Here is an 18,081-nt window from a genome sequence, read left to right as displayed (position 1 = left end):
CGAGTCGCTTTCATGTGATCGTTCCCACGCTTCGCGTGGGAACGATCAACCTCAGGCCTTGCGCCAAACCCCTTTCCCGCTCAACCGCCCCCGATCATGTGCCCCGGTGAAATCCTGCGCCGGCCCTTTCGGCACAATCCCGGTCGGATTGATGGTCTTGTGGCTACCATAGTAGTGGTTCTTGATGTGGGTGAAATCCACCGTCTCGGCAATCCCGGGCCACTGATAAATCTCCCGTAGCCAGTTCGACAGGTTCGGATAATCGGCAATCCGCCGCAGATTGCATTTGAAGTGGCCGTGATACACCGCATCAAAACGAATCAGCGTGGTGAACAGGCGAATATCCGCTTCGGTCAGGTATTCACCCGTCAGGTAACGATTCGCGCCCAGCAGTTGCTCCAGCCGATCCAGCTCGGCAAACAACTCATCGAACGCCTCTTCATAAGCCTGCTGCGAGGTGGCAAACCCGGCGCGATAGACGCCGTTGTTCACTGCTGGATAAATCCGCTCGTTCAGGGCGTCGATTTCGCTGCGCAGCGGTGCCGGGTAGAAATCCAGGTCATTGCCGGTCAAGTCATCGAACGCACTGTTGAACATGCGGATGATCTCCGCCGATTCATTGCTGACGATGCGGTTGGTCTGTTTATCCCACAACACCGGCACGGTGACGCGGCCGGTGTAGTCGGCGGTATCGGCGGTGTAGCGCTGGTGCATGAAATTGAAATGATCGAGCTTGTCGCCGGTCGATCCGAGGTTTTTATCGAAGGTCCAGCCGTTTTCCAGCATCAACCAGCTGACCACCGACACGTCGATCAGGCTTTCAAGGCCTTTGAGTTTGCGCAGGATCAGCGTGCGGTGGGCCCACGGGCAGGCGAGGGACACATAGAGGTGATAGCGACCGGCCTCGGCGGCAAAACCACCGACGCCGCTCGGGCCTGGCTTGCCATCGGCAGTCAGCCAGTTGCGACGCTGCGCCTGTTCACGCTGGAACGCGCCATCCTTGCTGCTTTGGTACCACTGATCCTGCCAGCGACCTTCGACTAACAAACCCATGTGCCTGACTCCTCAACCTATAAGCGTTGGAGATGAGTCTATGCGCATAGGTTCGAACAAAAAGCGCAAAGGTTGGGCTGTTATGATCGATTAAATCGATCGGTCCCGGGCGTCCCAATATTGCTGGGCGGTTTCGAAGGCTTGTTCGCGGGGCTGGCCGAGGCCGCGCAAGGCCAGGGCCATGGTCGAGATCAGCGCCATTTGCGGGTAGCTGTCGACCACGTCGCCACGCCATACGGCTTTCAAGTGCTCCGGGTCCAGGCTCGCCGGTTTGACGTGGCGCTGGCTCGACAGCTGCGGCCATTCTTCATCCCAGCTTTCGCCGCCGGTGGTGCCATACAGGTGACTGTCGGCGTCCGGGTTGATCTCAATCTCGCCGCCATCGCCCTTGACGACGATTGCCGTGTCCCCGAGCAGACCGCTGGCATCGCGATGCACCGCCTGGTAGCCGGGGTGGAAAATGCTTTGCAGGCCACAACGGGCGCCCAGCGGGTTGAGAATCCGCGCCAGGGAATGGATCGGCGAGCGCAGGCCCAGAGTGTTGCGCAGGTCGATCATTCGCTGAAGCTGGGGGGCCCAGTCCACCAATGGCATGAACGCCAGACCGCCCTGGTCGAGTGCCGCACCGACCTGCTGCCAGTTGCGGCACAACGGTATGTTCAGCGTGTGGAGCAGTTGCTCGCTGTACAACCGCCCCGCCGTGTGCGCGCCACCGCCGTGCATGAAAATGCGCACGCCCTTCTGCGCCAGGCACTTGGCCGCCAGCAGATACCACGGCAAATGCCGCTTCTTGCCTGCGTACGTCGGCCAGTCCAGGTCGACCGCCAGCGCCGGTGGGTTCAGGCGTTCACGCAAGGCTTCGGTGAAGCCGGCCATTTCCTCGGCGCTCTCTTCCTTGTGCCGCAACAGCATCAGGAACGCGCCGAGCTGGGTGTCCTCGATCTTGTCGTCGAGCACCATGCCCATGGCCTCGCGGGCTTCGGCCCGGGTCAGATCGCGGGCGCCGCGTTTGCCTTTGCCAAGGATCCGCACGAACTGGGCGAACGGGTGCTCGGCGGGCGTTTCGAGGGTCAGCGCTGGATAGTCGGTCATAAGCAATTCGTCGGTTTGGGCAGGCCCGCCAGTTTCGCGGCGAGTTTGGCAGGGGTGCCTTTGAACAGTCGGTTCAGGTGCAGGCTGTTGCCCTTGTCGGGGCCGAGCTTCAATGCGGTGTACTTGATCAGCGGGCGGGTGGCCGGGGACAACTGGAATTCGTCGTAGAAACTGCGCAGCAGTTCGAGGATTTCCCAATGTTCCGGGCTCAACTCGATGTCTTCGGCGGCGGCGAGGGCGGTGGCCACCTCGGTAGACCAGTCGCTCAGTTCCACCAGGAAGCCGTCCTTGTCCAGTTCAATGGCGCGGGCGCCAACGGTCAGGGATTTCATAGCCAACTGTTGACCTTGTCATAGTGAATCGACAGTTCGACGAAGGCCGGGTAGTCAATGGCACTGGCCCAGTCCGGAACTTGCAGAGCCCGGGCCTGCGCGTCTTCGGCCAGCACGAACAGTTTCAGGTTGCGAGCATGCAAAGAGCTGAATGGCGCGGTGCCTGGCTGCAAGGCATAGGCCGCATCGCCACTCAGCAGCAGCGCATCGTTGGGGCCGATCACGCGCAGGCAACTGCCCAGGCGCTCGTCGCCGAAAGGGGAATGAGACAACACATGCAAAGTCGACATCAGAGGGTGATCACCTGGTCGTAACGGTCAATAAGGGCGGTGATGTCCTGGGCGCTCAGTACCCGGGCTTCTTCAAGCGACAGACCTTTGGGGTCCAGGCCTCGGGCCGCTACGCTTTCAGCGCACACGAACAGGTCTTCGACGCCAAACATCGGCAAGGCTTGCAGGTTGGCGCTCAGGTCTTTCTGCTGCAATGCCTTGGCGTCCTGTTTCGCGGCGAGCTGGAACACGCCGTCATCAAGAAACAGCAGCCCGATCGGCAGATCGAAGGCGCCGCCGGCCAGCACGATGTCCAGCGCTTCCCGCGCATTCGGCCCGGACCACGGCGCCTGACGGCTGATAATCAGCAAGGATTTAGCCATCTCACGCGCCTCCGAAACAGATCAGACGGTCAGCGTCCTGCACCGCGTCATGCAACTGGCCAAGGCCGGACAATTCCCACGGCGCGCCCACGGCGACCGCTTCACGTTGATAGCGCTGGGCTTCTTCCTCGTTCAGCACGCCGCGACGCAGGGCGGCGGCGATGCAGACTACGCCATCGAGTTGATGTTCGGTGACGAAGGTGCGCCATTGCTTGGGCAAATCCTGCTCATCCTGAGGCGTGACCACACTGCCGGACGCGTTGTAGACACCATCCTGATAGAAAAACAGCCGGACAATCTCATGCCCGCCGGCCAGCGCCGCCTGGGCGAACAGCAAGGCACGGCGCGAGGAGGGCGCATGGGCGGCGGAAAACAGCGCTATGGCGAATTTCATGACGGACTCGATCAGCAAAACTGCGGCCATGATAAAGCTTTATCGGCAGGGCGGCGAAGGGCGTTTGCTCGCAGACCGAGTCGCTGCCATCGCGAGGATTATTTGGTCAGCCCGTACAACTCGCAATACTCAAGCCAGTCCATGCCGGCCATCTCTGCAACTTCCTTGTGCACTTCCATGCGTTGGGCCTGATATTCCTCGGGCGTGGCGGTGGTCAGTTGCAGTGTCAGCTCCCAGGCAAACAAACCCAGGCGCTCGGCCTCGGCTTCGAACGCTTCATGCAAGCGTTCGTCGCGGTACTGCGCCATCGTCTCGCCTTTGGCCTGGGCGAGCAGGGGATTGAGATTGTCGAGCTCAAGACGCAGCTCAGGGCGTTCATCGAGAAATTTCCTCAGCGCCTGTTCGTGTTGCTGTTCGGTTGCCGCCATGGTCACTCCTTGAGGGGATTACGAAGACTGCTTTTTACTCGCCTTGGCAGCCGCGGCCAGACACTCAAGGGCAAACTGCTCGGTGTAGGTCATCTGGATTGGCGTGGTTTCGCCTTTGACGGTTCTTTCGCCGTCGAGAATGTAACGAATCCGCTTGTCGGTGACGCCAATTCGCTTGGCGATCCAGGCCGGCGTCTGGCCGATCTGGCTGATCAGTTTGTCGGCGTAGTCGGTGGAGGGTTTGTAGAACTCGGCATTGGGTGTCATGGCTTTCCTGAAAAATGGGCGATGCGAGGCTATCGGCGCGACAGGGTGCGCGAATCGTTGCGCGGTGTCGCGGTATAAATGAAGTAAAGCAGAACGATACGCCGCGCCGCGGTGGTACAGTTCGCTTTTTCCTGATGAGCGAACGCAATGCGAATTCTGATGGTGGCGCTGGCCGCAACCTTGCTGGCGGGCTGCGCCGGATCGGCGATGAACGACGCCCGCACCAAAACCCCGTACAAAACCCTGACCTCGGACAAACCGGAAAAAGTCGTCGCCCAGTGCGTGCAGTTTGCCTGGCAGGACGAGGCGGTGTTCGGCGTCGATGCCGGTGCGTATTTGCAGCCGGGCAAGAAGGGCGGCTCGACGGTCTACACCCGTTCGGCCGAATCTTTCGTGGACGTGACCAGCGATGCTTCAGGCACGGCCTTGAGCTACTACGCCCAGCATGATGATTTTGTTGCCAAGCGTCGTTTGGCGGCGTTGGCGACCTGCCTGTAAGAGGTTTATGAGGCAGTCCCCCTGTGGGAGCGAGCAGGCTCGCTCCCACAACGTTTGCGTTTTAATCAATCAAACGCTTCTGGAAAAAGAAACGCTTATGGCCTGGCGGATAATCGGCAATCTGCCCCAGTTCGCTGAAGCCGTGTTTTTTGTAGAACTCCGGCGCCTGGAAGTCGAAGGTGTCCAGCCAGATCCCGATGCACTCTTTCTCCCGCGCCAGGTCTTCGGCCATCTGCATCAGCTTCGAGCCCAGCCCTTGGCCCCGTGCCTGGGCCGGCACCGACAACAACTCAATGAAAAACCATTGGTAAAACACCCGGCCATAAAGCCCGCCGAGAATCTCGTCGTTGTCATCGCGCACCAGCAAGGCAATCTGCTCTGACACCGTGGGCCCGGCCTTTGAGGCGTTGTAGGCGCGCAGCGGTGTGAGGATTGCTTCGCGCTCTTCCTGAGTGGCGTTTGTCGACAGTTCAATTCGCAGGGTCATGGGCTACATCCATATGGCAAAGAGGGAGCCTATCGCGATCGTAGTTTGTTTGGAACTCCCGGGCGCGCCGGGAGGTCTAGCCTCAATAATGTCATTCGCAATGCACCCATGAGGACCGCCCGTGGATATCTTTGAAGCCTTGCGCGAAAGCCATGATCGCCAGCGTAGCTATGCCGTCGCCCTGATCAAGACCCACGGCGACAGCCCGGAACGGCTAGAGGCTTACAAACAGCTCAAAGCCGAACTGCAGGCTCACGCAACGGCCGAAGAACGCCATTTCTACATCCCGTTGATGGCATTCGACAATGGCATGGACCTGAGTCGCCACGCCATTTCCGAACACCATGAAATGGACGAGATGATGGAGGAACTGGACGAAACTGAGATGTCCAGCGCCGCTTGGCTTATCACTGCCAAAAAGCTCTCGGAAAAAGTCCATCACCACCTGAAAGAGGAAGAGCAGAAGTTCTTTCAAATGGCCGGCAAACTGCTCGACAACAAGCAAAAGGAATCACTCGCCGGGCAATACCAGAAAGAATATAAAGCGCAGTTGCCCTGACCTGAAGCACACAATCATTTGTTGCTTTGGCGTGTAGGCCAATTGGATTTCAAGTAACACCGACCCTCTGAATCCGTTCTGAAGGATTGGACAGAGCGTTAGAAAAAAAGAAGCCCGGCAACCATGCCGGGCTTTTCTGTTTTCGCCTAACATGGACGTCTTCTGACGAAAATAGGGATGGATTGTCATGTCGAACACAGCCGAGCGGGTCAACATCATCGAGTCCCAGGTGTTGTCCCACAACTGGTATCTGCTGAAGAAAATCACGTTCGATTACCTGCGCAACAACGGCGACTGGCAGCGCCAGAGCCGCGAGGTCTACGACCGTGGCAACGGCGCGGCGATCCTGCTGTTCAACCGCGAGAAGAAAACCGTCGTGCTGACTCGCCAGTTCCGGTTGCCGGTGTTCGTCAACGGCCATGATGGTTTGTTGATTGAAGTGGCGGCGGGGCTGCTGGAAGGCGCTGCGCCTGAAGAGCGCATTCGCGCTGAAGCTGAGGAAGAAACCGGCTATCGCGTCCACCATGTGCAGAAGGTGTTCGAGTCCTACATGAGCCCCGGTTCGGTCACGGAGAAACTGCATTTCTTTATTGCCGAGTACGACGCCTCTTCGAAAGTCAGCGAGGGCGGTGGGCTGGAAGACGAAACCGAAGAACTGGAAGTGCTGGAGTGGAAATTCGACGACGCCCTTGAGGCGTTTTATCGCGGGGAGATCTGCGATGCCAAGACCATCATGCTGCTGCAGTATGCGGCGATGAAGGACATTTTCGGACCGGTCTGAGTCGGCGGGGTGTGCCTGGATCGAGAGAGCGTTCAGGCACAATGGTCGAGCGTTTCGGCACAGTAATCAGCCTTTGCTCTCTCTAGACTCGTGCTTCACGCCAAGACACCGATGAGGTCACGATGAACATCCGAATTATCCTATCCGCTTTGTCCATGGGGGTTGTCCTCACTGGGCACGCAGCCGACTTCTCGCTGACAAGCCAGGATATTGCTGAAAATCACCCGCTGACCAGTCGCGAGGTGTTCCAGGGCTTCGGTTGCGAAGGGGGAAATACGTCTCCGCAACTGTCCTGGTCCAACGCCCCGGCGGAGACTAAAAGTTACGCAATCACGGTCTATGACCCTGATGCGCCGACCGGCAGCGGCTGGTGGCATTGGACGGTGGTCAACTTACCGGCTTCAACCAAAAGTTTGCCAAGCGGGGTCGGTTCGAACCTGCCTGCCGGTGCCGTACAAGGACGAACCGATTATGGCCAACCGGGATTTGGCGGAGCGTGCCCTCCTGTGGGGGATAAGCCCCATCGCTATCAATTCACCGTATGGGCGTTGAAAGTCGATAAGCTGCCACTCGACAGCCAGGCCAGCGGAGCCTTGGTGGGCTATATGCTCAATGCCAACGCCTTGGCCAAAGCGACCATCACTTCAACTTACGGACGTTAAGAACGATGCGCCCTTGTGACGGCATCCAGCACCGGGAAAACATTATCGATGCGTGTGTCATCCGGGCGCGGCAGCCTCATACCTTGCAACGGGTGCCGATCTTCGCGACCACCTTGTGTCGAGTGCGACAGGGGGAAAAGCTGTTGCAATGGGATGACCGGGAGATGCGCGCAGGGCCGCAACATCTGATTCTGTTGCCGGCCGGGCGTGAGCTTGGTATCTCGAACTTCCCCGGTCTTCACGGTCACTACATCGCTGATGTCGTGACCTTTCCCGGTTCGACACTGCGCAACTTCAGCAGCCGATATGGCCGGCAGATCATGAGTGGTCACCGTGCCCCGAAGACAGATCTGTGCGTTCCCCTGGACAGGCACACGACGCAGGCATGGGATCAGTTATTGGCCGCCATCAATGCGAACGCGCCGGATGCATTGCGCACCCACTATGGGGAAGCGGTTCTGCTCAGCCTGGGCCTCAATGGCCAGGCCGGACCGCTGCTGACGGATCGCAATGATCCATTGTGCGAACGTGTGCAGCAGTTGCTGATGGGCAGCCCTGAGAGCGACTGGACGGTTGCGAGCGTCGCTCAACACCTGAATCTCGGTGAATCGACGTTGCGTCGCCAACTGGCCAATGAGGGGAGCAGCTTCAGGAATATTCTGGAAAGCGTTCGACTGGCGACCGCGTTGCAATGGTTGCAAACCACTTCCCGGCCCATCGGTGAAATTGCCGGTGCCAGCGGCTACGCCTCGGCCTCACGTTTTGCCGTGCGCTTTCGCTCACATTACGGCCTGTCGCCACGGGAATTGCGGGCGGCGATTTAGATATTCCTGTGGCCTGTAGGAGCGAGGCTTGCCCGCGAAGAATGCGCCGCGGTTTTTCAGGTATTACACGTCATCGTTCTTCGCGGGCAAGCCTCGCTCCTACAGGATTTTTGTCGCGGCCAAAAAACGGCCTTGATCAGGCCGTTTTTTTGCGGGCGTTGAACAATGGGATCACGGCATTTCCGGCAATTCCTGCGGCCGTAAATCAAACACCAGCACCTCGGCATCCACGCCATTGCTCAAGGTCAGCACCTGTTCTTTGCGAACCCGTACGCCGTCGCCTTCCTGCAGCTGCAGGCCGTTCAGCTCGACACTGCCCCGCGCCACATGCACATAGGCGTAGCGATCGGCAGCCAGTTCCAGCGTGGCGCTTTCCTTGCCGTCGATCAGGCCGGCATACACCCGCGCATCCTGCCGGACTTTCAACGAGCCCTTGGCCCCATCCGGGGAGATGATCAACTGCAAGCGGCCGCGTTTTTTCTGGGTGCTGAAATGCTCTTGCTGATAACGCGGTTTGGCGCCGCTGACGTCAGGCACGATCCAGATTTGCAGGAAGTGCACCGGGCGTGTCGATGAGTGGTTGTATTCACTGTGCGCCACGCCACTGCCGGCACTCATCAGTTGCACGTCGCCAGGGCGGATCACCGAACCGGTGCCCAGCGTGTCCTTGTGTTCCAGCGCGCCTTCGAGCACGTAGGAGAAAATCTCCATGTCGCGATGAGGGTGCTGTCCAAAGCCTTTGCCTGCGGCTACGCGGTCGTCGTTGATCACCAACAGGTCGGAAAAGCCCTGTTCCCGTGGGTTGCGGTAGTTGGCAAAGGAAAAGGTATGGAACGACTTCAACCAACCGTGATTGGCCGCACCGCGATCCGAAGCTTTGCGAAGGGTCAGCATGATGAAATCTCCTGTCAGGACGTGAATTCGTCCGAGTGAGGAGAAGGTTAATGTTTACCTTAAAGTGCAGTAAGTAGATGAAAATTGAAATACTGTCTCGCACAGGTTGACAGTTGTGTGAACGGGTTCATGTATGCTTGTTGTTACATGTGGCCATAATGTCGGGCGCCAGACCCGTGGGCGGCGCAATGGTATTGAACAGTTCTCTATTAGTGACCTTGAACCCATGAAAACCGTGGCAATGGTGTTGTTCCCAGACTTTCTCCTGCTCGACATGGCCGGCCCCATGGAAGTGTTTTCCATCGCCAATCGTTATCTGCAACCGGCGGACCGATACGAGCTGTTGACCATCGGCACCGTGCAGGGCGCATTGCGGGCCTCCAACGGCGTGAGCGTACTTGCGGATCTGCACATCGATCAGGCTAACGAGCACTATGACCTGTTGCTGGTGCCAGGCGGGCCGGGGGCCTACAACGAAAAGTATCCGCCGCTGCTCGACTGGCTTCGGGGAGCCATCAGCCGTGCTGACCGATACGGGTCGATCTGCACCGGCGCGTTCGTGCTCGGGCATGCCGGATTGCTGGACGGCTTTCGCGTGACCACTCACTGGCATTACACCGAACGACTGATCAAAGGCTTCCCCAAGGCTGTCGTCGAGACCGATCAGATTTTCGTGCAGGACCGCAACCTCATCACTTCCGGTGGTGTCACCGCCGGTATCGACCTGGCGCTGGCGGTGGTTGCCCAGGACCACGGCAAGAAAGTCGCCCAGGACGTCGCCAAAGTGCTGCTGGTAGTGATGAAACGCCAGGGCGGGCAGGCGCAGTTCAGCCCATTGATGGCCGCGGTGGGCCCCCAGGAAACGCCGGTCACCCGGGTGCAGAACCATGTGCTCGAACACCTCGACGAAGCGTTCGGTATCGAGCGTATGGCCAGTCTGGTGAACATGAGTGCGCGGCACTTCGCCAGGGTTTTCACCCGGGAAGTGAATATGACGCCGATGGAGTTTCTGCAAAGCGCGCGCATCGATCACGCCAGGAATCTGTTGGAAACCAGCGAGCTGCCGCTCAAGACCGTGGCCTATAAAAGTGGCTTCGGCAGCGTGCGGCACATGCGTTTTCTATTCAGTGAAAAGCTCGGCCTGACCCCCACCCAGTATCGCGAGCAGTTCAGTTAACGCGCTGTTGTCCGTCGTGCGCACCGCGATGACCGTGACGCTCCTCCCATGGCCGTTGTACCGTCACCCATGCCTGCCAAGATACCCGTGAACTCTTTTTTGGGAGGTGCGGAGCCTGGATGGGCGGGATCGATGGAGCTTGCAGTTCCTTGAGCCGAGCCAGGTTTTCAGCATATGAACGTGCATGAACAACCTCAGAGAGATAAACAGTGACACGGTGCTGCGGTTCGGGCCCTACGCATTCCACTTGCATCAGCGGTTGATCCTGGACGGTGATCGGCCGCTGCGCATGGGCGGGCGAGCCCTGGACATTTTGCAGGTGCTGGTTGAGCACGCTGGTGCGGTGGTCAGCAAAGAGGCGCTGATTGCCCACGTATGGCCGACCTCGGTGGTCGAGGAAATCAACTTGCGCGTCCACATTGCCGCCCTGCGTCGAGCGCTCGGCGATGGGCCGAACGGGCAGCCTTATATCGTTAATATTCCCCAGCGCGGTTATAGCTTCATCGCCCCGGTGCAGCACGATCGGGCGGGCACGCCGGTGCTGGTCGAAACCGTGCACAAGCCTCAACACAACTTGCCTGCGCGGCTCACACCGGTGACCGGTCGCGACTCGATCGTCGGCAGCGTGGTTCGGCAGTTGCCGGTTCGACGCTTCATGACCCTGATCGGCCCTGCTGGCATCGGCAAGACCACCGTGGCGTTGCGCGTGGCCGAGTTGCTGTTGCAGCACTATCGGGATGGTGTCTGGATGGTTGACCTGTCGGCCATCGATGACCCATCGCAGCTTGTCGATCATCTGTCGCGCACCCTGGAACTAGACGTTGGCGCAAACGCGTTGGCGCAACGGCATGCCTTGGTGGTGCTCGACAACTGCGAACACCTGCTCGAACGTTGCAGGACAGTGGTGGACGATCTGTTGGCCTCGGCACCTCGACTGTCGATCCTCGCCACCAGTCGCGAACCGCTGCGAGCAGCGGGGGAAACGCTGCTGCGGTTACCGCCCCTGACGGTGCCGCCAGCCTCGGTGATTTATAGCGTGGACGAGGCCATGGGGTATTCAGCGGTGCAGCTGTTGGTCAGCCGCGCCCGAGCCCGTCAGCAAGGGTTTGCCTTGCGCCAACAGGATCTGAAGGCTGTGCGTGAAATCTGTCGTCGGCTGGATGGCTTGCCCCTGGCCATTGAGCTGGCGGCGGCGCAGATCGATGCATTGGCGCTGGTGGGGTTGCAAGCGCAACTGGGCAACTGTTTTCAGCTGTTGAGCCAAGGTCGACGCACCGCCGTGCCACGGCATCAGAATCTCAAAGCCGCACTGGACTGGAGCTATGAACGGCTGAGCCCGTTGGAACAGATCGTGTTGCAGCGGCTGGCGGTGTTCAAGATGGCGTTCACCCTGGACGCAGCGATTGGCGTGGTCAGTGGCGCGATGTTGCTGCCCGCAAGCTTGGTTAACGTGGTGGAGAGTCTGGCGAATAAATCGCTGCTGTCGGTGGAGCAGGGCAGCGGCGTGACGCGCTACCGTTTCCTCAATACCACGCGCACCTACGCCCTGGAGAAACTCGAAAACAGCGGTTACTTGCGTGCCTTCGAACTGCGTTATGAGCGCTACATCAGCCGGGCCCACGGGAGATCAGTCGGGCAGGTCGCGCTGCAACTCGTCGAGTAACCGCCGGACTTTGATCAGGTCCGGTGTGGCGAAGCCTTCGGTGAAGCGCTGGTAAATCGGCGCCAGCAGCTCATGGGCTTGCCGGAAGTGGCCCTGACGCTGCCACAACTGGGCCAGCGATGTCGCACTGCGCAGTTCCCAGGCCAGCGCTCCCTGGGTTTTTGCCACGGCTAAAGCCTTGAGCAGCACCGCCTCGGCCGCGTCAGCACTGCTCGGGCAATCCTGCGCCAGTAACGCGTCGGCCCGAGCCCGCAGAATTTCTGCCGTGCTCCAGCCCGCCGCGCCGTTTTCGGCCCGCTCCAGCAACGCATCATCGATGAAACGGCTGCCCAGAGTGACCATGATTTCCTTGACCAACCCGGTGTCCGTTCGCGGGGATGAGGGCGCATCAGTTCCGTCGATCACCTGCGCGTAATGTTTAGCCCAGGTGTAGAACAGCAACACCGAGTGTTTCTTCGCCTGCTCAAGCAGCAAGGCCAGGAGCTCGCGGGCGACCGGCGTGTTGCCGTTGTAGTGCGCGATCAGGCAACCGGACAGCGCCAGGGTGTAGCAGATGGACGTGCCATGATTGATTTGCATCGCGATGTCGAGCGCCTGTCGTGCGGTATGCCAGGCTTTTTCCGGGAGCCCTTGCAGCCAGAGAATGCGCGCCAGAATCGTCAGGGCCGCCACGCTCTGGTCGTATTGCACGCCAAAGCCATGGGTGAAGCGGTTGAGCTGGCCGCTCTGGGCCAGACGTTGAATGACCTGTTCGGCATTCTCCCGCGCCAGTGCCTGATCCCCGGCAAAATGCAGGGCCAGGACCCGCAAGCGTTGGGTGCTGAGGGCCGTCATCGCGTCGTCGTGCGGCCTCAACCGCTCGAATTGTCGGCTCTGCTCCAGGGCCAGTTGGTAGTTGCCGCAACTGAGATCAACCGCCAGGTGCCCGGAAATCGCTTTGAGCTGACCGGCCATATCGTTGCAGTGTTCGGCCAGGTGTTTGGCGCTGACGAAGGCTTCGACGGCTTCGGTGCTATTGCCCTGGGTGTGGTAGCAGGAACTGCCGAGGGCAAGCTTGAGGTTCATGGTCAAACGCGGACAGGGCTGGTGCGTCGCTTCGAGCAACGCCAAGGCTTTGCGCACGTACGCGCCGTATTCCTTGAGCAGCGACAGCTCTTGCCAGAGCGGTGCCGAGGTCGCGGCGAGACGGATGGCCAAGGCCCGCGGCCCTTGAGCGTTCAAGCCCCAATCCAGGACTGCACGAATGTCGTCCAGGCTGCGGGCGTAACGCTCGGTCCAGCGCTCGCTCTGGGTGTGTTCCCATTCACTTTGTGCCTGCTGCATCAAGGCCAGGCAGCATTCGGCGTGGCGCTCTCGGGTGTCCGCCAGCTCTTGGGCCTGGTCGAGTTTTTCCAGCGCATAGCCACGTGTGGTGTCGAGCAGACGGTAGAACACTTCTTCATCGCCGACTTCCACGTTCAGCAATGACTTGGCCACCAATTGGGTAATCGAGGCAAACACCACATCGGGCTCGACGTACTGGCCGACAATCACGGCAGCCGCCGATTCCAGGGTAAAAGCGCCCCGGAATATCCCCAGTCGGCGCAGGCACGTCTGCTCGCAGGCATTGAGCAGTTCGAAGCTCCAGTCCAGCGTGGCGCGCAGGGTCTGATGGCGGCCCATGGTGGTCGGGCAGCCTTGGGCGAGCAGGCGAAAGCTGTCTTGCAGTTGCGACAGCAAGCCGCTCAAACCCAGGTTGCCGACCTGCGCCGCTGCCAGTTCGATCGCCAACGGAATGCCGTCCAGACGTCGGCAGATTTCAATCGCCAGCGGCAGATCGGCTTCGCTCAGTTCGAAGCTGTCGTGGCTGGCCATCGCCCGCTCGACAAACAATTGCAGCGCCGAAAACGTCAGGGCCTGAGCGCGGTCGAGCACGGCGATGGGCGGCGGGCAGTCCAGTGATTCCAGGCGCTGCACGTATTCGCCTTCGGCCCGCAGGCTTTCGCGACTGGTAGCCAGAATGTGCACTTGGGGCGCCGCGCGCAGGATGCTTTCGCTGAGCAACGCAATGGCATCGATCAGGTGTTCGCAGTTGTCGATGACCAGCAGCATCTGCCGTTCGCGCAAGCATGTGGCGAGCCCGTTCATGGGGTCGGCGTCATGCAACGGCAAGCCCAGCGCTGTCGCCAGGTGCGCGCCGATCATCAAAGGGCAGTTGATCGGTGCCAGGTCCACCAGGCGAATGCCGTCTCGATAGCGACCGATCAGTTGCTCGGCGACGCGCAGCGCCACGGTCGTCTTGCCGATCCCGCCGGGGCCCACGAGGGTGATGAAACGTTGCTGTGAGAGTTGCGCCAGCAGTCTGTCGACCAGGGCCTGACGGCCGATCATGCGAGTCCGGCGCACCGGCAGGTTATGGCCGCCCGGTTCATTGGCGTCGTTTTGGGGATGTTGTTCGATGGACTCCAGGGAAAACGGCGCGACAAAACTGTAGCCGCGCTGGGCGACGGTGACGATGTAACGCTGGCCGGCCTGACCGTCACCGAGGGCTTTGCGCAGTGCCGCCATGTGCACGCGCAGGTTGGTGTCTTCCACTACGCTTTTGGGCCAGACCCGCGCGATCAGTTGCTGCTTGCTCACCACCTGGCCTGCGTGCTCCAGCAACATCAACAGAATGTCCATGGCTTGCCTGCCCAGGCGCAGGGGCTGGTCGGCCTCCATCACCAGGCGTTGGCCAGGGTAGATCCGGTAGGGGCCGAAATGGATGGCATGTTCGGGGGTAAGGGTCAACGGGTCACTCCTGCTTGCATCCGTCTATCGCGCGGTATCCAGGCATATTCCTAAGGTTTTTTCGGTAGCGCAACGTGGCGTCATACATCTCGGCAGCAGGTGCAACGGCTGCGGCCTTGCCGTCGGTGCCCGGCGGCCCCGTGTTTATTGGACTCAGCGCTGGTGAACGGCACGCCGGGGCCATGGGTGTACGGCAGAAAATTAACAACGTTTAACTCGTACCGATCCGGTCTACGCTCAAAAATCCATTTCTTCAAGTAGCCGAAGGTATCGGCCTTTTTGCAACAGAAAGTGCAACAAAAAGCGTGCCGCAAAAAGGACGAACACTTCTGGAGGAGCCGGAATGAGCAACGTGGTGGTGGTCTATCACAGTGGTTACGGGCACACCCGGGTCATGGCCGAAGCCGTGGGCCTGGGGGTGGAACGACACTTGGGCAGCACCTGTCGGCTGATTCCGGTGGAGGAAGTGGACGACCACTGGGAGCGCTTGCACCGTGCCGATGCAATCATCTTCGGCGCCCCCACCTACATGGGCAGCGCCTCGGCAGCCTTCAAGGGTTTCATGGAGGCCACCGCCTCGTTCTACCTGGCCCAGCCCTGGCGCGACAAGCTCGCTGCCGGGTTTACCAACTCCGGATGCCTGTGTGGCGACAAGCTCAATACCTTGCTGCAGATGGCGGTGTTCGCCGCCCAGCACTCGATGATCTGGGTCGGCCTCGACCTGCTGCCGGCGCGCAGCAGCCTCGGCCTGTTCGACGGGCAGTTGAACCGGCTCGGCAGCTCGCTGGGGGCGATGGCCCAATCGAACGTCGAGCAATCCCCCGAATTTGCTCCGCCCCTGGAAGACCGCCGCACCGCCGCACATTTGGGCGAGCGGGTGGCGCGCCTGGCCGAACGCCTGGCTCAAACCTCTTGTTAATCGTCGTAAACCCATGCATCAGGAGAGTCGTAATGAGCACCTTTACTACCCGAGACGGCACCGAGATTTACTACAAGGACTGGGGCACCGGTCAGCCGATCGTCTTCAGCCACGGTTGGCCGTTGAACGCCGACAGTTGGGAGTCGCAGATGATCTTCCTGGCCTCCAAAGGCTACCGGGTCATCGCCCATGACCGCCGTGGTCACGGCCGTTCGAGCCAGCCATGGTTCGGCAATGACATGGACACCTACGCCGATGACCTGGCGCAGTTGATCGAGCATCTGGATCTGCAAAACGCTGTGTTGTTCGGTTTCTCCACTGGCGGTGGCGAAGTGGCGCGCTACATCGGTCGCTACGGTACTGGACGCGTGGCCAAGGCCGGGCTGATTTCATCGGTGCCGCCGCAGATGCTCAAGACCGAGGCCAACCCGGGCGGCCTGCCGATGGAAGTGTTCGACGGTATTCGTCAGGCGTCTTTGGTCGACCGTTCGCAGTTGTACAAGGATCTGGCCAGCGGTCCGTTCTTCGGTTTCAACCGGCCGGGTGCCAAACCTTCGCAAGGCATGATCGACTGGTTCTGGCTGCAGGGCATGGCTTCCGGCCACAAGAATGCGTACGACTGCATCAAGGCGTTCTCTGAAACCGACTTCACCGAAGACCTGAAGAAGTTCGACGTGCCGACCCTCGTGGTGCATGGCGACGACGATCAGGTGGTGCCGATTGAAGCCTCGGGCATCGCCTCGGCAAAACTGGTCAAGGGCTCCACATTGAAAGTCTATCCGGGAGCTCCACACGGCCTGACCGATACCCACAAGGATCAACTCAACGAAGATCTGCTGGCGTTCATCAAGGGCTGATCAAAATCAAAGGCGCCGGCGCCTACAGGGACATGTGAGCACCTGTAGGCGCTGGCGAAGGCTGCGATCTTTTGCTGTTGTGAGAGGGAAGAGTACGCATGGCACGGCAGCGCCAGGCAAACGGTGTGATGCCTTCGCTGCGGGTGAAGATATGGGAGAAATGCGCCTGGTCGCAGAAGCCACATTCCAGGCTGATTTGCGTCAGGGTCAGGTCGGTGTCCTGGATCAATTGTTTGGCTCGGGCAATGCGTTGCTGTCGGATCCAGTCCTGCGGCGAAACACCGGTGCTGCATTTGAACGCACGGGAAAAATGACTGCGCGACAGGGCACAGACCCGTGCCAGTTCGGTCACTTCCAGGGTGTCGTCGAGGTGGTCGAGGATCAGTTGCTTGACCAGAGTTTCGCGCCAGGGGCTAAGGCCCCCCGTGGTTTTCTTTTGCGTTTCAATGGCACACGCCTTGATCGCGTTTTGCTGAATGAGAGCCATGGCCAATGTCCGTGTCGATGGGCGCGCGCGGATGCACTGCACGGTGGGTCAGCACGTTCCCTTGTCTGAAAAACAAGTCTGCGCAGAAGGCTTCATTCTTGGCCGCGAGGACTTTGGCTTGCGAGTTAAACGTTGTTAATTCCGCAGTCAGGCTTAAGGGTGAAAATGCGCCAACTGAGCACATCACTGCAATTCGCGCCGATGCACGGTCATGCAAGATGGGCGACGTGTAGCGGCCTGGACTGGGCCGCTTTTTCTGGCTCGATCAAGGGTGATCTCATGAAGCAATCCCGCGTTTGCACACTTGGCGGACTTGGCCTGGCATTGGCGCTGATGTCTGGCATCAGCCTGGCCCAGGCACCGGCTCAGGTGAACACTCAGGTGCCCGGTTATTACCGGCTCGCGGTGGGCGACTACGAGGTGACGGCGTTGTTCGATGGCTACAACGACCTGTCGCCCAAACTGCTCGAGGGGCTGACCCAAGACCAGATCCGCGCGTTGCTGGCTCGTCGTTCGATTGAAACGCCGGGGGTGCAAACCGCGTTCAATGCGTTTCTGGTGAATACCGGCAAACAATTGATTCTGGTGGATACCGGAGCAGGGCAGTGCATCGGTGCCACGGCGGGCCAGTTGTCGGCGAACATGAAAGCCGCCGGTTATCAGCCGGAACAGGTCGATACTATCCTGCTCACCCACCTGCATCTGGACCATGTGTGCGGGTTGGTGGATGGGCAGCAAAAGCCCGTGTTCGCAAACGCAACGGTGTACGCGGCCAAGGCAGAAGCCGATTACTGGCTTGATCCCCAGGCCATGGCCAAGGCACCGGCCGGTGCCAGGGAATTCTTCAAGATCGCCCAGGACTCAACCGCGCCGTATATCGCGGCGGGCCGTTTCAAAACCTTTACTGCCGGGCAGTCGCCAGTGCCGGGTGTTGTCGATGCCGAGCTGGAGGCCGGGCACACACCGGGCAGTACCACGTATCGGTTCAACTCCCAAGGTCAGAGCATTCTGTTCATGGGCGATCTGGTGCATAACCTGGCGGTGCAGTTCGAGCATCCTGAGGTGTCAATTCGTTTCGACGTCGACAATCAGCAGGCGATCAAGAGCCGCGCCAAGGTGTTCAGCGATGCGGCGGCCAGCAAGATCTGGGTCACGGCGGCGCATTTGCCGTTTCCGGGTGTCGGCCATATCACCGCTGTGGACAAGCATTTCCAGTGGGTACCGATCGAGTACGGGCCTTACAAACGAGCGGCGAAAGTGCCGATGATCGAGTAAAGTCCGACACA

At 59.9% G+C, this 18,081-nt stretch carries 22 protein-coding genes; 10 read left to right on the top strand and 12 right to left on the bottom strand.

Features of this window, described 5'->3' with window-relative positions:
* Positions 1-51: 51 nt before the first annotated feature.
* The 8 genes from LOY28_RS18925 to LOY28_RS18890 form a co-directional block, all read right to left on the bottom strand.
* The gene (locus LOY28_RS18925) at positions 52-1,053 is read right to left on the bottom strand and encodes a glutathione S-transferase family protein (protein WP_018925532.1); all 1,002 of its coding nucleotides are present in this window, start codon (positions 1,051-1,053) and stop codon (positions 52-54) included.
* Between the two features lie 90 nt (positions 1,054-1,143).
* Positions 1,144-2,145, bottom strand: coding sequence for a glycosyl transferase family protein (locus tag LOY28_RS18920; RefSeq protein WP_258612361.1), 1,002 nt, complete (start codon positions 2,143-2,145; stop codon positions 1,144-1,146).
* The gene (locus LOY28_RS18915) at positions 2,142-2,477 is read right to left on the bottom strand and encodes a TusE/DsrC/DsvC family sulfur relay protein (protein ID WP_018925534.1); all 336 of its coding nucleotides are present in this window, start codon (positions 2,475-2,477) and stop codon (positions 2,142-2,144) included. Before LOY28_RS18915 ends, LOY28_RS18920 begins: the two co-directional genes overlap by 4 nt.
* The gene (gene tusB / locus LOY28_RS18910; RefSeq protein ID WP_018925535.1) at positions 2,474-2,767 is read right to left on the bottom strand and encodes a sulfurtransferase complex subunit TusB; all 294 of its coding nucleotides are present in this window, start codon (positions 2,765-2,767) and stop codon (positions 2,474-2,476) included. The genes LOY28_RS18915 and tusB overlap by 4 nt, the downstream gene beginning before the upstream one ends.
* The gene (tusC, locus tag LOY28_RS18905; protein ID WP_018925536.1) at positions 2,767-3,129 is read right to left on the bottom strand and encodes a sulfurtransferase complex subunit TusC; all 363 of its coding nucleotides are present in this window, start codon (positions 3,127-3,129) and stop codon (positions 2,767-2,769) included. The genes tusB and tusC overlap by 1 nt, the downstream gene beginning before the upstream one ends.
* 1 nt (position 3,130) lies before the next feature.
* Positions 3,131-3,523: a sulfurtransferase complex subunit TusD gene (gene tusD / locus LOY28_RS18900; protein WP_026286366.1), complete on the bottom strand. Its 393-nt coding sequence runs from the start codon at positions 3,521-3,523 to the stop codon at positions 3,131-3,133.
* A gap of 98 nt (positions 3,524-3,621) precedes the next feature.
* A complete protein-coding gene (locus tag LOY28_RS18895; RefSeq protein WP_258612360.1) occupies positions 3,622-3,951 on the bottom strand; it encodes a DUF6388 family protein in 330 nt (109 codons plus the stop codon).
* 18 nt (positions 3,952-3,969) lie between these two features.
* Positions 3,970-4,218, bottom strand: a complete 249-nt coding sequence (locus LOY28_RS18890) for a hypothetical protein (protein WP_007941139.1) — start codon at positions 4,216-4,218, stop codon at positions 3,970-3,972.
* A 147-nt stretch (positions 4,219-4,365) separates the two neighbouring features.
* On the opposite strand from LOY28_RS18890, the gene LOY28_RS18885 reads away from it, so the two are divergent.
* Complete coding sequence (locus LOY28_RS18885) at positions 4,366-4,716, top strand: hypothetical protein (protein ID WP_007941140.1); 351 nt, start codon at positions 4,366-4,368, stop codon at positions 4,714-4,716.
* Between the two features lie 61 nt (positions 4,717-4,777).
* On the opposite strand, the gene LOY28_RS18880 is transcribed toward LOY28_RS18885, so the two are convergent.
* Positions 4,778-5,203 (bottom strand): GNAT family N-acetyltransferase, encoded by a 426-nt coding sequence (locus LOY28_RS18880; RefSeq protein ID WP_258612359.1) that lies wholly within the window; start codon positions 5,201-5,203, stop codon positions 4,778-4,780.
* Positions 5,204-5,324: 121 nt separating this feature from the next.
* On the opposite strand from LOY28_RS18880, the gene LOY28_RS18875 reads away from it, so the two are divergent.
* The 4 genes from LOY28_RS18875 (at position 5,325) to LOY28_RS18860 (ending at position 8,029) form a co-directional block, all read left to right on the top strand.
* On the top strand, positions 5,325-5,762 hold the full coding sequence (locus LOY28_RS18875; protein ID WP_258612358.1) for a hemerythrin domain-containing protein: 438 nt from the start codon (positions 5,325-5,327) through the stop codon (positions 5,760-5,762).
* A gap of 187 nt (positions 5,763-5,949) precedes the next feature.
* Positions 5,950-6,543, top strand: a complete 594-nt coding sequence (locus tag LOY28_RS18870; RefSeq protein WP_018925541.1) for an NUDIX domain-containing protein — start codon at positions 5,950-5,952, stop codon at positions 6,541-6,543.
* A 122-nt stretch (positions 6,544-6,665) separates the two neighbouring features.
* Entirely contained in the window at positions 6,666-7,205 is a 540-nt protein-coding gene (locus tag LOY28_RS18865; RefSeq protein WP_086944978.1) for a kinase inhibitor, read from the top strand.
* A gap of 5 nt (positions 7,206-7,210) precedes the next feature.
* Positions 7,211-8,029 carry a helix-turn-helix transcriptional regulator gene (locus LOY28_RS18860; RefSeq protein WP_018925543.1) on the top strand — a complete coding sequence of 273 codons (819 nt, stop codon included), beginning with the start codon at positions 7,211-7,213 and terminating at the stop codon, positions 8,027-8,029.
* 171 nt (positions 8,030-8,200) lie between these two features.
* On the opposite strand, the gene LOY28_RS18855 is transcribed toward LOY28_RS18860, so the two are convergent.
* Complete coding sequence (locus LOY28_RS18855; protein WP_018925544.1) at positions 8,201-8,923, bottom strand: pirin family protein; 723 nt, start codon at positions 8,921-8,923, stop codon at positions 8,201-8,203.
* Positions 8,924-9,149: 226 nt separating this feature from the next.
* On the opposite strand from LOY28_RS18855, the gene LOY28_RS18850 reads away from it, so the two are divergent.
* Entirely contained in the window at positions 9,150-10,100 is a 951-nt protein-coding gene (locus tag LOY28_RS18850) for a GlxA family transcriptional regulator (protein ID WP_018925545.1), read from the top strand.
* Positions 10,101-10,284: 184 nt separating this feature from the next.
* Positions 10,285-11,763, top strand: coding sequence for a winged helix-turn-helix domain-containing protein (locus LOY28_RS18845; protein ID WP_018925546.1), 1,479 nt, complete (start codon positions 10,285-10,287; stop codon positions 11,761-11,763).
* Here LOY28_RS18845 and LOY28_RS18840 read toward each other — a convergent pair.
* On the bottom strand, positions 11,728-14,532 hold the full coding sequence (locus LOY28_RS18840) for a winged helix-turn-helix domain-containing protein (RefSeq protein ID WP_018925547.1): 2,805 nt from the start codon (positions 14,530-14,532) through the stop codon (positions 11,728-11,730). The two genes, LOY28_RS18845 and LOY28_RS18840, sit on opposite strands and share 36 nt — an antisense overlap.
* Before the next feature lie 343 nt (positions 14,533-14,875).
* Here LOY28_RS18840 and LOY28_RS18835 point away from each other — a divergent pair, with 343 nt between their 5' ends.
* Both LOY28_RS18835 and LOY28_RS18830 read left to right on the top strand, forming a co-directional pair.
* Positions 14,876-15,451, top strand: coding sequence for a flavodoxin family protein (locus LOY28_RS18835; protein WP_018925548.1), 576 nt, complete (start codon positions 14,876-14,878; stop codon positions 15,449-15,451).
* A 32-nt stretch (positions 15,452-15,483) separates the two neighbouring features.
* Complete coding sequence (locus LOY28_RS18830) at positions 15,484-16,308, top strand: alpha/beta fold hydrolase (RefSeq protein WP_018925549.1); 825 nt, start codon at positions 15,484-15,486, stop codon at positions 16,306-16,308.
* A gap of 22 nt (positions 16,309-16,330) precedes the next feature.
* Here LOY28_RS18830 and LOY28_RS18825 read toward each other — a convergent pair whose 3' ends face one another.
* On the bottom strand, positions 16,331-16,795 hold the full coding sequence (locus tag LOY28_RS18825; RefSeq protein ID WP_018925550.1) for a helix-turn-helix domain-containing protein: 465 nt from the start codon (positions 16,793-16,795) through the stop codon (positions 16,331-16,333).
* A gap of 279 nt (positions 16,796-17,074) precedes the next feature.
* Between LOY28_RS18825 and LOY28_RS18820 the strand changes: the two genes are divergently transcribed.
* A complete protein-coding gene (locus tag LOY28_RS18820) occupies positions 17,075-18,070 on the top strand; it encodes an MBL fold metallo-hydrolase (RefSeq protein WP_018925551.1) in 996 nt (331 codons plus the stop codon).
* Positions 18,071-18,081: the final 11 nt, after the last annotated feature.

Origin of the sequence: Pseudomonas sp. B21-017, assembly GCF_024749245.1 — a bacterium.
In the GTDB taxonomy this organism is placed as follows: Bacteria; Pseudomonadota; Gammaproteobacteria; order Pseudomonadales; family Pseudomonadaceae; genus Aquipseudomonas.
The sequence above is the reverse complement of the archived record's forward strand: the minus strand, read 5'-3'. Positions and strand labels throughout refer to the sequence as shown.